The sequence below is a fragment of the Micromonospora ureilytica genome, from assembly GCF_015751765.1.
Classification (GTDB): Bacteria; Actinomycetota; Actinomycetes; order Mycobacteriales; family Micromonosporaceae; genus Micromonospora; species Micromonospora ureilytica.
In genome coordinates this window covers 6,819,186-6,833,088 of the sequence record NZ_JADOTX010000001.1, presented here as the reverse complement: position 1 = coordinate 6,833,088, position 13,903 = coordinate 6,819,186, and the positions used below count along the sequence as shown (strand labels likewise).

10 protein-coding genes are annotated in these 13,903 nt (G+C 72.9%); 3 read left to right on the top strand and 7 right to left on the bottom strand.

Translation table 11 applies throughout. The features are described 5' to 3' along the window. Positions 1 to 95 precede the first annotated feature (95 nt). The 3 genes from IW248_RS31400 to xylA form a co-directional block, all read right to left on the bottom strand. The gene (locus tag IW248_RS31400) at positions 96 to 1,529 is read right to left on the bottom strand and encodes an MFS transporter (RefSeq protein ID WP_196929785.1); all 1,434 of its coding nucleotides are present in this window, start codon (positions 1,527 to 1,529) and stop codon (positions 96 to 98) included. 93 nt (positions 1,530 to 1,622) lie between these two features. After that, positions 1,623 to 3,050, bottom strand: a complete 1,428-nt coding sequence (gene xylB, locus IW248_RS31395) for a xylulokinase (protein WP_196929784.1) — start codon at positions 3,048 to 3,050, stop codon at positions 1,623 to 1,625. A gap of 9 nt (positions 3,051 to 3,059) precedes the next feature. After that, positions 3,060 to 4,247, bottom strand: coding sequence for a xylose isomerase (gene xylA / locus IW248_RS31390; RefSeq protein ID WP_196929783.1), 1,188 nt, complete (start codon positions 4,245 to 4,247; stop codon positions 3,060 to 3,062). A 78-nt stretch (positions 4,248 to 4,325) separates the two neighbouring features. Between xylA and IW248_RS31385 the strand changes: the two genes are divergently transcribed. Both IW248_RS31385 and IW248_RS31380 read left to right on the top strand, forming a co-directional pair. Further along, positions 4,326 to 5,564 (top strand): ROK family transcriptional regulator, encoded by a 1,239-nt coding sequence (locus IW248_RS31385; RefSeq protein WP_196929782.1) that lies wholly within the window; start codon positions 4,326 to 4,328, stop codon positions 5,562 to 5,564. A gap of 126 nt (positions 5,565 to 5,690) precedes the next feature. Then, positions 5,691 to 7,301: a SpoIIE family protein phosphatase gene (locus IW248_RS31380; protein WP_307788334.1), complete on the top strand. Its 1,611-nt coding sequence runs from the start codon at positions 5,691 to 5,693 to the stop codon at positions 7,299 to 7,301. 28 nt (positions 7,302 to 7,329) lie between these two features. On the opposite strand, the gene IW248_RS31375 is transcribed toward IW248_RS31380, so the two are convergent. After that, entirely contained in the window at positions 7,330 to 7,986 is a 657-nt protein-coding gene (locus tag IW248_RS31375) for a MarR family winged helix-turn-helix transcriptional regulator (protein WP_240639324.1), read from the bottom strand. A gap of 67 nt (positions 7,987 to 8,053) precedes the next feature. Between IW248_RS31375 and IW248_RS31370 the strand changes: the two genes are divergently transcribed. Next, positions 8,054 to 9,184, top strand: a complete 1,131-nt coding sequence (locus IW248_RS31370; protein WP_124821681.1) for a PP2C family protein-serine/threonine phosphatase — start codon at positions 8,054 to 8,056, stop codon at positions 9,182 to 9,184. A 7-nt stretch (positions 9,185 to 9,191) separates the two neighbouring features. Here IW248_RS31370 and IW248_RS31365 read toward each other — a convergent pair whose 3' ends face one another. The 3 genes from IW248_RS31365 to IW248_RS31355 form a co-directional block, all read right to left on the bottom strand. Continuing rightward, positions 9,192 to 10,673 carry a sugar transferase gene (locus tag IW248_RS31365; protein WP_124821680.1) on the bottom strand — a complete coding sequence of 494 codons (1,482 nt, stop codon included), beginning with the start codon at positions 10,671 to 10,673 and terminating at the stop codon, positions 9,192 to 9,194. 217 nt (positions 10,674 to 10,890) lie between these two features. Beyond that, a complete protein-coding gene (locus tag IW248_RS31360) occupies positions 10,891 to 12,648 on the bottom strand; it encodes a substrate-binding domain-containing protein (RefSeq protein WP_196929781.1) in 1,758 nt (585 codons plus the stop codon). Positions 12,649 to 12,806: 158 nt separating this feature from the next. Then, positions 12,807 to 13,844 carry a lactonase family protein gene (locus IW248_RS31355; RefSeq protein ID WP_196929780.1) on the bottom strand — a complete coding sequence of 346 codons (1,038 nt, stop codon included), beginning with the start codon at positions 13,842 to 13,844 and terminating at the stop codon, positions 12,807 to 12,809. Positions 13,845 to 13,903: the final 59 nt, after the last annotated feature.

Here is a 13,903-nt window from a genome sequence, read left to right as displayed (position 1 = left end):
CGGGTTTGGCCTTCTACGGGTCATCTGTCCCCCACCACAACTCCACGATCGACGAGGTGGGGCGGGGTGGGGGTGGGGGTGGGGGTGGGGGCGGGTTAGAGGCGGTCGGCTCGGGTGTTTAGGAGGTCGTGGACGTTGTCGATGTCGGTGGGTGAGGTTCGCGAGGCGAGCCAGTACATGACGCCGGTCGGGATGAAGAAGAGCTGGAACGCGGCCAGCCCGACGGCGAAGTTCAACGGCGGCGGGAATGCCACCCGCAGTGCCTGGAAGGCCACCCCGACCAACCCGTTGCCGGCCGCGCGTCCGACCCCGTTGACCAGGTTGCCCAGGCTGTAGACCGTGCCCCGGTGCTCCGGCGGGTTGACGTCGGCGATCAACGCGAACCAGTTCGGCGAGTTGGCCGAGGTCAACGCGAGCGCCACGATCGCGGTGAGCAGACTCAGCCCGACCGACGGCTCGGTGAACACACTGGCCAACACCGCACCCACCACCGCGCCGCCGCTCGCGCCGTCCGGCACGTCGATGGTCACCGGGACGAAGAACAACACCAGGTAGAACGGCAGCGCCGCGAGAACGCCGACCGAGGCGACAAGCGCCCGCCCCCGCGGCGTACGCCGTTGCACCGCGTCGCCGATCAGGCCACCCACGATGGACAGCACCCCGCCGAGCTGGAACAGGGTGGCGAACACGCTGCCCACCACCACCGCGGTAGACGCCGAGTAGCCCTGGGCCTCGGCCCGTTCGGCGAAGAGCACCGGCAGCCAGACCAGCGAACCGAACGCGGCCTGCGCGGTCAGACCCTGCAGGATCAGCCACCGGTTGGTCCGTCGGGCCAGGATGCGCGGCAGGTCGGCGCGGCTGATCCGGTAGTCGTACTCGGCGCCGGCGTCCAGCCTGCCGGCCAGCTCCGGCTCGCTCTGGCCACGCCGGATGTCGTACGTGAACAGGTAGGCCACTGTGGCGACCAGGCCGACACCTGTCAGCAGCAGGAACGGCCGCCGCCAGTCGGCCGCCCCGAGCAGCCCGCCGACGAGCGTGCCCGCGAGGGTTCCGACCCCCTGGGAGAGCCCCCAGAAGCTCATCACCAGCCCTCGACGGGTCGGTGAGATCAGGTCGGTGACCACGGAGAAGCCCACCGAGCCGACCGCGCCGAGGCCGACCGCCGCGACCAGTTGCGCGGCCAGGAACGTCAGGTAGCCGCCGGCGAGCGCGCTACCGCCGGTGCCCGCCGCCCAGAGGAGCGTGCCCACCATGAGCAGCGGCTTGCGGTTGGTCCGGTCCCCGACGTACGCCCAGCCGACCGCCGCCACCGCGCTGACCAGGAAGCTGACCGCGGTGACCACGCCGAGCAGCCGCCCGGACACGTCGAACGCGTCGGAGATCGGGCCGTACAGCGGGGGGACCAGCCCGATCGCCACATTGTCCAGCGAGGCGAGCACCACGAACACCACGACGCTGTACAACCGGTGCGCCGGCCCACCGCCCCGACCGTGCGGGCGCAGGCCGGGCCCACCACTGGTCACCGTCATGACCGGCAGCCAACCAGACTCCGTGCAGAAGGTCGTCACGCGGGTGGGTGCCGGTCACCGTGGACCCGCACCCACCCGCGTCGATCCACACGGTCAGCGCCGGTCGAGCACCAACCCGCGAGCGGCGGCGTACTGGTCGCGGACGGCCGGGACAGCCGCGGCCGCGTACTCCTCGGTGCCCTCGAGCGCCCAGGCCGGCGGCGCGTCGCCGCCCAGGGCGACCCACGCGGCCTGCCGGGCGGCGCCGTCGGCGACGTACTCCCCGGCCGGCGGCACGACGACCGGACAGCCGAAGACCTGCGGGGCGATCTGACGCACCGCGGCCGACCGGGCCCCGCCGCCGACCAGGATGACCCGGCGGACGGTGGCACCCTGCGCGGTCAACGCGTCCAACCCGTCGGCGAGCGCGCAGAGCATGCCCTCGACGGCGGCCCGCGCCAGGTGCGCGGGGGTCGACGTGCGCAGGGTCAGGCCGTGCACCGCTCCGGTGGCGAGCGGTCGGTTCGGCGTCCGCTCACCCTCCAGGTAGGGCACCATGACCAGCCCGTCCGCGCCGGCCGGCGCGGAGAGCGCCAGCTCGGCCAGCTCGTCCAGGTTGACGCCGAGCATCGCGGCGGCGGCGTCCAGCACCCGGGCCGCGTTGAGCGTGCAGACCAGGGGCAGGAAACGGCCGGACGCGTCGGCGAAGCCCGCGACGGCGCCGCTCTCGTCGGCGGCCGGCACGTCGGCGACGCTGAACACGGTGCCGGAGGTGCCGATCGAGACGACCACGTCACCCGGACCGGCACCGACGCCCAGCGCGGCGGCGGCGTTGTCCCCGGTGCCCGCGCCGAGCAGCGCACCACCCGGCCCGCCCAGCTCGTCGGCGAGCTTTCCCGCCGACTCGGCCGGACCGAGCACCTCGGGCACCACCAACCGCCGACCGAAGCCCCGCTCCAGCAGGTCCAGTCGGTAGTCGCCGGTCGCCGGCGACCAGTAACCGGTGCCGCTGGCGTCGCCCCGGTCGGTACGCAGCGCGCCCAGCCCCGGTGCGCCGGCCAGCCGCCAGGTCAGCCAGTCGTGCGGCAGGCAGACGGCGGCCACCCTGGCGGCCAGCTCGGGTTCGTGCCTGGCCAGCCACCGCAGCTTGGTGATGGTGAAGCTGGCCACCGGAACGCTGCCGGTGGCCTCGGCCCAGAACCGGCTTCCGGCCGAGCCGCCGCCGGCCTCCTCGATGAGGTCGGCGGCGGCGTCGGCGGATCGGGTGTCGTTCCACAGCAGCGCCGGGCGGACCACCCGGCCGTCCTCGTCGAGACACACCATGCCGTGCTGCTGGCCGGCGACGGAGATCGCCGCCACGTCGGCCAACCCGCCGGCCTGGTCGGCGGCGCCGCGCAGCGCCTGCCACCAGGCTTCCGGGTCGACCTCCGTGCCGTCCGGGTGCGGGGCCCGACCCTGCCGGAGCAGGGCGCCGGTCTCCGCGTCCCGGATCACCACCTTGCAGGACTGGGTGGACGAGTCAACGCCTGCGACCAACGGCATGGCGGGGCCTCAGCGGGCGCCGAGCAGGTGCTCGACGGCGAGCTGGTTGAGCCGGACGAAGGCGAAGCCCCGGGCGGCCACCGCGTCCACGTCGACATCCTCGAACGCGGACCGGTCGGCCAGGATCTCCTCGTAGCCCTCACCGTCGCCGAGCGTCGGCGTGCTCAGCTCGCCGACCTTGCTGGCGGCCAGCGCCTCGATCACCTCGGGGTCGGCGCGGAACGCCGCAGCGCGCTCCTTGAGCAGCAGGTAGGTGCTCATGTTGGCCGCCGCGGAGGCCCACACCCCGTCCATGTCCTCGGTGCGGGAGGGCTTGTAGTCGAAGTGCCGCGGCCCGTCGTAGGCCGGCCCGCCGTTGGGGCCGCCGTTCTCCAGGAGGTCCACCAGGGCGAACGCGTTCATCAGGTCACCGTGGCCGAAGACCAGGTCCTGGTCGTACTTGATGCCGCGCTGGCCGTTGAGGTCCAGGTGGAACAGCTTGCCCTGCCAGAGCGCCTGGGCGATGCCGTGGGCGTAGTTGAGCCCGGCCATCTGCTCGTGGCCGACCTCCGGGTTGAGGCCGACCAGCTCCGGGTGGGCCAGCTGGGAGATGAAGCCGAGCGCGTGCCCGATGGTCGGCAGCAGGATGTCGCCGCGCGGCTCGTTGGGCTTGGGCTCCAGGGCGAACCGCAGGTTGTAGCCCTTGTCGATGGAGTACTGGGTGAGCAGGTCCACCGCCTCGCGGTAGCGGTCCAGGGCGGCGCGGACGTCCTTGGCGAGGTCGTACTCGGAGCCCTCGCGGCCACCCCACATGACGAAGGTGCTCGCACCCAGCTCGGCGGCGAGGTCGACCTGCCGCAGCACCTTGCGCAGCGCGTAGCGGCGGACGTCGCGGTCGTTGCTGGTGAAGCCGCCGTCCTTGAAGATCGGGTGGGTGAAGAGGTTGGTGGTGACCATGGGCACCACGAGGCCGGTCTCGTCGAGGGCCTTGCGGAACCGGGCGATGTGCTGGTCCCGAGTGGCGGCGTCGACGCCGAACGGGATCAGGTCGTCGTCGTGGAAGGTGATGCCGTACGCGCCCAGCTCGGCGAGCCGGTGCACTGCCTCGACCGCGTCGAGCTCGGGACGGGTGGCGTCACCGAACGGGTCGCGGGCCTGCCAGCCGACGGTCCAGAGCCCGAAGGAGAACTTGTCGGCGGGGGTGGGACGGGGTGCCATGAGCGACCTCCGGGGTGGTGTTGTCCGCTATTTGTTCAGCGATTGAATTATTTGCCCACCCTATGGCACTGTCAAGGGGTGAGCCTCACCCACGCCCCGGCCGGCGCAGTCCGTCAGGGCAGTCTGCGCGAGCTCAACCTCGCCCTGGTCCTCGGCCGGATCGCCGCGGCCGACCGACCGCCCTCCCGAGCCGACCTGGCGACCGCGACCGGCCTGACCAGAGCCACCGTGTCCGCGGTGGTCGAGGACCTGCTCGCCGGCCGGCTGGTCAGTGAATCCGACCCCGCGCCCCGCTCGGGCGCCGGCCGCCCGGCGCGCGGACTGGTCCTGGCCGATCAGGGGCCGGCCGGGCTCGGCCTGGAGGTCAACGTCGACTACCTGGCGGTCTGCGTGGTGGACCTCACCGGCCAGGTCCGGCACCGCACGGTATACCGGGCCGACCTGCGCCCGGTGGCCCCCGCCGACGCCCTGGCCCGCCTCGTCGAGATGGCCGGGGCAGCTCGCGACGACGCCGCACTGGACGGCCTCACCCTGGTCGGGGCCGCGCTCGCGGTGCCCGGCCTGGTGGACGACACCGGGCTGGTCCGGCTCGCGCCGAACCTCGGCTGGCGCGACGTGCCGGTGCCCGCGCTGCTCGCCGAGCACCCTCCGCTGATCGAGCAGGTGCCCGGCGTCCCCGCACTGGTGGTGGACAACGAGGCCAACCTCGCCGCGCTCGGCGAGCTGCACTCGCAGCCACCCGGCCCGTCCAGCTTCCTGCACATCTCCGGGGAGGTGGGCATCGGCGCCGGCATCGTGCTGGACGGCGCGCTGTTTCGCGGTGTACGCGGGTGGAGCGGCGAGATCGGGCACCTTCCGGTCCACCCCGAGGGCCGTCCGTGCCGTTGCGGCGGGCAGGGTTGCCTGGAGCAGTACGCCGGCCAGGAAGCGATCGTGTCCGCCGCCGGGCTGGCCCGGGCGGAGCTTCCCGCGGACACCGCGACGGCCCGGTTGGCCGAGTTGGCCGAGGCCGGCGACGCCGACGCGCTGCGGGCGCTGCACGACGCCGGAACGGCGCTCGGCGTCGCGGTGGCCAGCGTCGTCAACCTGCTCGACCTGGACACCGTGGTGCTCGGTGGCGGTTACGCGGCGCTCGCACCCTGGCTGTGCCCCCCGGTGCTCGCCGAGATCCGCGCCCGGGTGCTCACCGCCGCCTGGTCACCGGTCACGGTCCGGCCGTCGACGCTCGGCGCGGAGGCCGCCGCGGTCGGTGCCGCCGGCTCGGTGGCCCGTCGGATCGTCGCGCAGCCCGCCGGCTGGCTGGCCCGCTCCGGTTGATCGCCGCCCCACGCCGTGGGCCTCTGTCGGGGAGGATCGGTACCCTTGCTCTCAGGCAACGATCCCCGGTGAGGAGTCGAGAAGCAGCATGCGCACACGTCGTCAGACGCGAGCCGGCGTCCGGCGGTGACCACGACCCGGCAACCCGGCGGCACCCCGTTGCCGACCGACGAACGGTTGGCCCGCGAGCTGCTCGACGGGCTCGCCGAGGCTGTGGTGACGACGGACGGGACCGGTCGGGTCACCCTGGTCAACGCCATGGCGGCCGAGCTGATCCCGGAGATCGACGCCGGCACCGAGCTGGCCGGCTGCCCGGTGGCAGCCCTGGCCCGGGCGGTCACCAGCGGCGCTGACCGCTTCGACGCCGACCACCACGGCCGGCGACTGCGCGGCGTCCGGCGACAGCTCACCGGCTCCCGGTGGGCGTGGTACGTCCGCGACGTCACCGAGGAACACGCCCGCGCCGACGCCCTGCTCGCCGAACGCTCCCGCACCGCGTTCCTCGCCCAGGCCGGCAGCCGGCTGGCGCTGGCCCTGCACCGGGACCAGGTCCTCCTGGCCACCACCACGCTCGCCGTCCCCTACCTGGCCGACGTCGCCGTGGCACTGCCCCGACCGACCGCGCCGGCCGAGCCGCGCGCCCGGTGGATCCGGTACGCCGACGGTGAGCCCGCCCCGGTCACCGGGCTGGCCAGTCCCGCGTTGACCAACTCCGTGCCCGGTTTGGCCGAGGCACTGGCCGGCGACCGCGCCGAGCCGGGCCCCTGGTCGGACGCCCCGCTCACCGAGCTGGCCGACCTGCTGCCGCCCGGGTTCGGCCCCCCGGGGATGGTGCTGGCCAGCCCGCTGCTCAGCGGCAACGATTCGGCCGGTGCGCTGCTGCTCATCCGTCGGTCCGGGCGGGCCGGCTTCGACAGGCGTGACATCGAGTTGGCCCGGGAGTTCGCCGCTCGCGCGGGCGCCGCGCTGGCCACCGCCGACCTGCACGGCGAGCAGGCCCACCTGGCCCGGGTGCTGCAGACCAGCCTGCTCCCGCCCGAGTTGCCCGTCGTGCCCGGCGTGACCATGGCCGGCGGCTACCGGGCGGCGGGCGACACCCTGCGCATCGGCGGCGACTTCTACGAGGTGTTCCCGCACCCGCGCGGCGCCCTGTTCGCGCTCGGCGACGTGTGCGGCAAGGGCGTGGGCGCGGCGGTGCTGACCGGCCGGGTCCGCCAGTCGTTGCAGACGCTGCGACTCGTCGAGCAACGCCCGCTGGAGCTGGTCCACCTGCTCAACCAGGCGCTGTTCGACGCGCCGGACGCCGCGCGGCGCAGCCAGCTCACCACAGTGCTGCTCGGTTCCCTGGACCGGGGGCCGGCCGGGTTGGACGTCCGGATCGCCGGCGGGGGGCACCCGGCGCCTCTGCTGGTCACCGCGGACGGCACTGTCACCCCGGTCCCGGTCGGTGGCATGCCGGTGGGGGCACTGACAGCCGCACGGTTCGCCGAGACCCGGGTGCACCTCGATCCGGGCGACCTGCTGCTCGCGTACACCGATGGGGTGACCGAGGCGCGCGGCCCGCGCGACGCGGCGATGTTCGGCGAGGCCCGGCTGCGGGCCGCGCTCGTGGCGGCCGCCGGGCAACCGCCGGCGGCGCTGATCGACCGGGTGTTCCGGGCGGTCGACGACTGGCTGGACGGGCAGGCCCACGACGACATCGCGATGCTGGCCGTGGGCGCTTCGCCGCCGGGATGAACGGCGGGCGACGGCCCGGCCGGCTCGATCAGGCGGTACGGGCCACCGGCGGGTCGCCGGCCGGCCATTCTCGGGTGGTGCCGACCGATCGTTCCGAGCCGCCCGTCGAGCCCGTCCACACCGCTCGGGTCTGCCGACCCGAATCGATCGACCAGTCCCCCGAGCGCCCACCGGGCCGGTCCGGGTCGTCCGGCCAGTCCCCCTGGGCCGTCGACTCACCGGGCGTCGGCGGGTTCTGCGCCTGCTGGCGGCGGGCGGCCTCGTCGAACTCCTGCATCCCGCGCAGCAACGCGTCGCGGCCCTCCCGGCTCATCCCGGTCAGCACGGCGGCGAGTTGCGCCTGGCGGTCGGCCCGCAGCTCGGCGAGGAGCCGGCGGGCCTCCGGGGTGAGGTGCAGTGAGATCTCCCGCCGGTCGAAGCGGCCCGGCTCGCGCTCCAGCATCCCGGCGGCGACCAACCGGTCGCAGAGGCGGCTGGCGGAGCTGAGCAGCATGTCGAGTCGGGAGGCGAGCCGACGCAGGTTGATCCCGTCGGACTGCTCGACCACCATCACCGCGCGTAACTGGGCACCGGACACGCGGTTGGCGGTCCCCTCCCGGGCGGATTCCCAGATGCCCAACAGGGCAGCGGCCGCCGCGTCCAGTGCGGCAGCCATACTCGTCTCGGGGTCCGTCGGACGGTTCACTTCGGCCATGGTGGCCCGAGAATACTCCGAACCCACTGGTGGTCGAGCTTTCCGCGAAGGAGCGACGATGAGCGAACCGGTCAATCGGGCACGACGTGCCCTGAACGAGACACCAGCTGACCGGCTCGTCGGGGGCATCGGGGAGGTGCTCGGCCGGTCGTACGGGATCACCGACGTCGAGCTCTACCAGGTCGACTATCGGCTCGCGGAGCTACTGCCACTCACCGAGGGTGACTCGATCACGAGCCCCGGGCACCCCGCCTGGCGCGCCTTCGACCACCAGTCGCCGATCCTGACCGACGGCACCGCCTGGTTCCCGGTCACCATGCGTGGCGAGCGTCGAGGGGTGCTGCGCCTGTCCCCCGTTCCGGACGACCGGGAGGTCGTCGCCGCGCTGGCCGAGATCGCCACGGCGCTCGCGCACGAGGTGGCGGCGGTCTCCGCCGGCACCGACGTCTATCGGGCGGCCCGGCGCACCCAACGCCTCACCCTGGCCGCCGAGATGCAGTGGGACCTGCTGCCCGGCCGCAGCCGGATCCGTCCCTCGTTCAGCCTGGCCGGGCAGTTGGAGCCGGCGTACGCGGTGCGCGGCGACAGCTTCGACTGGTCCGACGACGGGGAACGGCTCTGGTTGTCCACAATCAACGGCACCGGTGAGGGCGTGGCCGCCTCCCTGCTCACCTCGCTGGCCACCCACGCGCTGCGCAACGCGCGTCGGGCCGGCCTGAGCCTGGCCGACCAGGCCGCCCTCGCCGACCAGGCCATCTACGACCTGTACCGGGGCGAGCAGCACCTCTCCGCGTTGCTGATGGAACTGGACCTGCGCTCCGGGATGATGACCGTGGTGGACGCCGGGTCTCCCCGGCTGGTCCTGCTCCGCGACGGGGACGTCACCGAGCAGCCCCTGGAGGCGCAGTTCCCGTTGGGGATGTTCGAGGCGACCGACTACCACGAGCAGAAGTTCCCGCTGGAGCGCGGCGACCGGGTCTTCGTGGTCAGTGACGGGGTGGTGGAGGCCACCGGGCAGCACGTGCGTTACGGCGAGACGGCACTGGACCGGTTCCTGCGGCGGACCGGGCCGATGGCGCCCCTGGACGCCGTCCGGTCGCTGATCGGTGATCTGCGCGCGTTCGTGGCCGGTGACCTGGTCGACGACGCGGTGGTCGTCTGCCTTGACTGGGCCGGCCCGCAACGGTGACCGGTGGTCAGTACGCTCCGCGGCCGTTCAGCACCGCGCCGAAGGTCTTCCAGAGGATGGTGAGGTCGGCGGCGAGGGACCAGTTCTCCACGTAGTAGAGGTCGAGCCGGATGCCGTCCTCCCAGCTCAGGTCGGAGCGGCCGCTGACCTGCCACAGGCCGGTCATGCCCGGCTTGACCAGCAGCCGCCGGGCCACGTCACCGTCGTAGCGGGCCACCTCCGAGGGCAGCGGCGGGCGGGGTCCGACCAGGCTCATCTGACCCAGCAGCACGTTGACCAGTTGCGGCAGCTCGTCCAGTGACCATTTGCGCAGCAGCCGGCCGACGCGGGTGACCCGGGGATCGTGGCGCATCTTGAACATCAGGCCGTCGGTCTCGTTGCGCGCGGTCAACTCGGCGAGCAACGCGTCGGCGTTCACCACCATGGTGCGGAACTTGAACACACCGAACTCCTGGCCGCCCCGGCCGACGCGGACCTGCCGGAACAGCACCGGGCCCCGACTGTCCAGTTTGATGGCCAGGGCGATGAACGCGATCAGCGGCAGCAGCACCGCCAGCGCCAGCGACGAGGCGGACCTGTCGACGAGACCCTTCACCAGCTTGCGGACCCCGCGGAACTCGGGCGCCTCGACGTGGATCAGCGGCAGGCCGGCGACCGGGCGGGTGTGGATCCGCGGACCGGCGACGTCGGTCAGCGCGGGTGCCACGACCAGGTCGACGCCCGTCCCCTCCAACTGCCAGCCGAGGCGGCGCAGCCGGGTCGCGGTCAGCTCACCGGAGGCGGTCACCGCGACCGTGTCCGCGCCGATCGCGGTGGCGGCCTCCGGGATGCCCCGGAACGACCCCACCACCGGCACGTCACCCAGCCGCTGCGCCACCGGCGCGAGCAACGCGTCCGGGATGCAGGCGCCCACCACCTGGTAGCCGGCGTACGGCTCGCGGCGCAGCGTGTGGACCAACTCCAACACGTGGGCGGTGTCGCCGACCACCAGCACCTTGCGGGACCAGCCGGCACCGACCGAGCGGGCCCGGTGCAGCCGCTTGCGGGCGGCGAACCGCGCCACCTCCAGCCCGACGGTGCCCACCGCGAAGGAGATGCCCAGGAAGCCCCGGGAGACTCCGACGTCGGCGATGTAGCCGAAGATGGCGATCGCCCCGGCCAGGCGCAGGCTGGCGGAGCTGACCCGCCGGTACTCGTCCGCCCCGTAGCCGATCACCCGGTCGTCGTAGCAGCCGAGCGCCTTGAGCGAGATCAGCCAGGCCAGCACCAACCCGGGGGCGACCAGCACGTACGGGATGTCCGAGCCGGTCGGCTCGCCCTCACCGAAACGGGTGACGTACCCGATCAGCAACGCGATGATGAGAACTGTGGTGTCCAGCACCACCAGGACCCGGACGTAGGACCGTTCGTCGGCGCGCGCCACCAGGCCGGTGCGTCGACCGTTCGGCTCCGCCGACGTGGCGGGGGTCAACAGTGTCGCCACGCTCACCGGCCCTCCCACTCTGTACAGGATGGCCCCGGCCGACGGGTCGGACCGGAGGCGGACCGACTATGCCGGAACAGTCGACATCCTGCCTTGACAACTATGACTGCCGATTGCTTCCGACGTATTGCCGTCACTTTTCCTCAACAGCCTGGTGGCCGAAAGGGGGCCTGCCATACCGAATCGACGGTACGGCAGGCCCTTCGACGTCTTGAGCGTCGGATCAGCGCGGTGCGGGTGGGCGCCGCGCGATGGCGCTGAGGAAGATGCTGCCGATCTCGCTCGGGTCCTTGGTGACGAAGACGTCGCCACCGGTCACCTTGGTGATCGACTCCAGCTCTGCCTTGCTGACACCCTCACCGATGCCGATCATGATGACCTGGACCGGCCGCTCCGGGTCGGCGGCCTGCTTGAGCTTGGCGAGCAACTGCTGCTGGTTGAGGCCGTTGTCGTCCTCGTTCTTGCCGTCGGTGAACAGCACGATCGAGTTGACCCGACCGGGCTGCCAGTTCTCCTGCACCGCCTGGTACGCGGCCAGCATGGTGTCGTAGAGGCCGGTGTCACCGCTGGAGGGCTTGACGGTGGCGAGCGCGCCCTCCAACTGGGCCCGCTGGCCGGAGAGCGGCCCGATGGGGACCAACTCCCGGTAGTCCCGGTTGCCGACGAGCTGGGTGGAGAAGGTCCACAGACCGATCGACCAGGAGTCGTCGAAGAGGCCGAGGCCGCGACGGGCCGCGTCGACGGTGACCTCTTCCCGGCTGCGGTTGTTGGCGCTGGGCACCGGGTCCTTCATCGAGCCGGAGACGTCGATGACGGCCAGCATCCGACCGGACTGGGTGGCGATCGACCAGCTGGAGACGACCCGCTGGATGGCGGCCGGGTCCAGGCCACCCGCCGCGGTGCCGCCGTTCGCCGGCGCGGTGGGCGCGCCGCCGGCCGGGCTCGGAGCACCCTGCGGCGCCTTGAAACCCTCGCCCCAGTTGCCGTCCGGCGCGCGCAGCGACTGCGCGGCGAGCCGGTTACGGAAGGTCGGGCTGGTGAGCAGCTCGAACAGCACCTTGGCCGCCGACGCCTTGCTCGGCTCGATGCCGGGCAGCACCGCGTACGGGTAGTCCAGCGGCATCGGCGCCGGCTCCATGTAGAGCGCGGCGAGCGGCACCGGCGGCTTCTTGCTGTTGTACGCGATCACGTCTTCTTCGGACAGCGCCGCCGCGCCGAGACCACTGGCGATGGACGTCGAGTCGTTGGCCGTCGGGAAGCGGGCCAGCAGGTCGTTGCGGAGCGAGGAGCGCCCGGTGGCCAGTGCGCGGAGCGCGCCGACGGTGTTGCGCTGGGCGTCGCCGCCGGCGCCGTTGGCGGCCGCGGTCAGCGAGAGCAGACCGGACAGGCCGGCAGCGTCGCGGGTCGGCTCGACGATCCCGGTCCGCAGCGGCGCGCTCGTGTTGTTGACCTGCTTGAGAAGGTCGGTCCAGTTGAACTTCTTGTCCGGCCAGCCCAGCCGGGTGGCGATCGGCTCGGGCATCGCGACGACGATGGGGCTGCGCGCGATGGACGCGCCGTTGGTCGGAGCGAACGCCGTCGCGTCCTTCTTCAACCGCAGCAGCCAGGTCGAGGAGTCGGGCACCCACACGTCGGGGCTGACGGCGGTGCCACTGGCCTGGCCCACGCCGGCCAGCACAGCGCCGTGCTTGGCCGCCACCACGGCCGCCACGTCCACCGGGTCGGACGCGGAGACGTCGACTCGGATGCACGTCGGGCCTACCGCGGCGCCGTCCTTCACCCACTGGGACGCGGCGGCGTCCACCGCCGGCGCGAGCTCGGAGGCGACCGCCACGGCGAGCCGGATCTCGCCCGAGCAACTGGGCTGGATCAACTCCCGATAGCCGAACCACGCGCCCGTCGTCACGACGAGCACCCCCACCGTTGCGGCGGCGGCGGCTAGGTGGAGTTTCGAACGCATGCGATGGCGGCCTGCTGACACGGTGACCATCTTGCGTACTAGGTGCCGTCTCTGCCACATCCGTTCGGACTAAAGTTACGGAGGAGAAACAGTTGACCACCTTTTTGCAACACAGAGTGACGTAGCAGCCTCACGGCGTTGCCGAATCAGTGCAGCACTCGCGTCTCTTGAATCATCGTTCAGGGCAGCACGCACGTCGGGCTCGGCACCGGCACCGGCTCGCCGACCGCTTCCGGAACGCCGGTGTCGGCGTCGCGCCGGAACACCCGCACCATGTCGGCCCGCTCGTCGGCGACGTAGAGGTGCTCCCCGATCAGAGCGAAGTGCCGAGGCCACTCGCCGCCGGTGTCCACTTCGGCCACCAGCTCGGGCAACTCCCCGCCCAGGCTGAAAACCGCCACGGTTCCCACCCCACGGTTGGCGACGTAGAGGAAGCGGCCGTCCGGGGCGACCGTGACCTCCGACGGCTGGACGTGACCGGCGCGCTCGCTCGCCTCGACCCGCCCGCGCTGGTGCCACGCGCCGTCGTCGGTCACCTCGTACGCGGTGACCGAGGCGTCCAGCTCACCGACGAGGTAGCAGCGCCGTCCGTCCGGGTGCCGGGCCAGGTGCCGAGGGCCGGTCCCGGGCGCCGTACGGATCCGCGGGGCACGCGGCACCAGTCGTCCGGTGGCGTCGTCCAGGTCGTACCGATAGACCGAGTCGGTGCCGAGATCCACGGCGAAGATCGGCCCGCGGCCCGCCCCCGGCGAGACCATGTGGGCGTGGGCGTGGTCCTGGCGCTCCGGGTCGGGACCGTGCCCCTCGTGCACCACCAGGTCGGTGCGCTCGCCGGGCACGCCCTCCGGGTCGAGCGGGAAGACCGCGATGCTGCCGCTGCCGTAGTTGGCCGCCAGCAGGTGATCGCCGCCGGCTAGCACCGCCAGGTGGCAGGGCTCGGCGCCGCCGGTCGACCGGCTGCCGAGCGGGTCCAGCGCGCCGTCCGCCCCGACCTGCCAGGCGTTGATCTCCCCGTCCGCCAGCTCGTTGACCGCGTAGAGCACCGGCTGGGCGGGGTGCCGCGCCAGGAAGGAGGGGGACGGGGTGACCGCGACCGTGCCGAGCGGGGTCAGCGCCCCGGTGGTCGGGTCCCGACGTGCCGCGACGATGCCGCTGCCCCGTCCGCCACTCTGCGCGGTGTAACCCCCGATGTGGACGACCTCACCCTGACCGCTCACGTCCCACTCCTCCGCCGGCATCCTTCGTTGATCCAACCAGAGGCTGCCCGCGTTGCCCG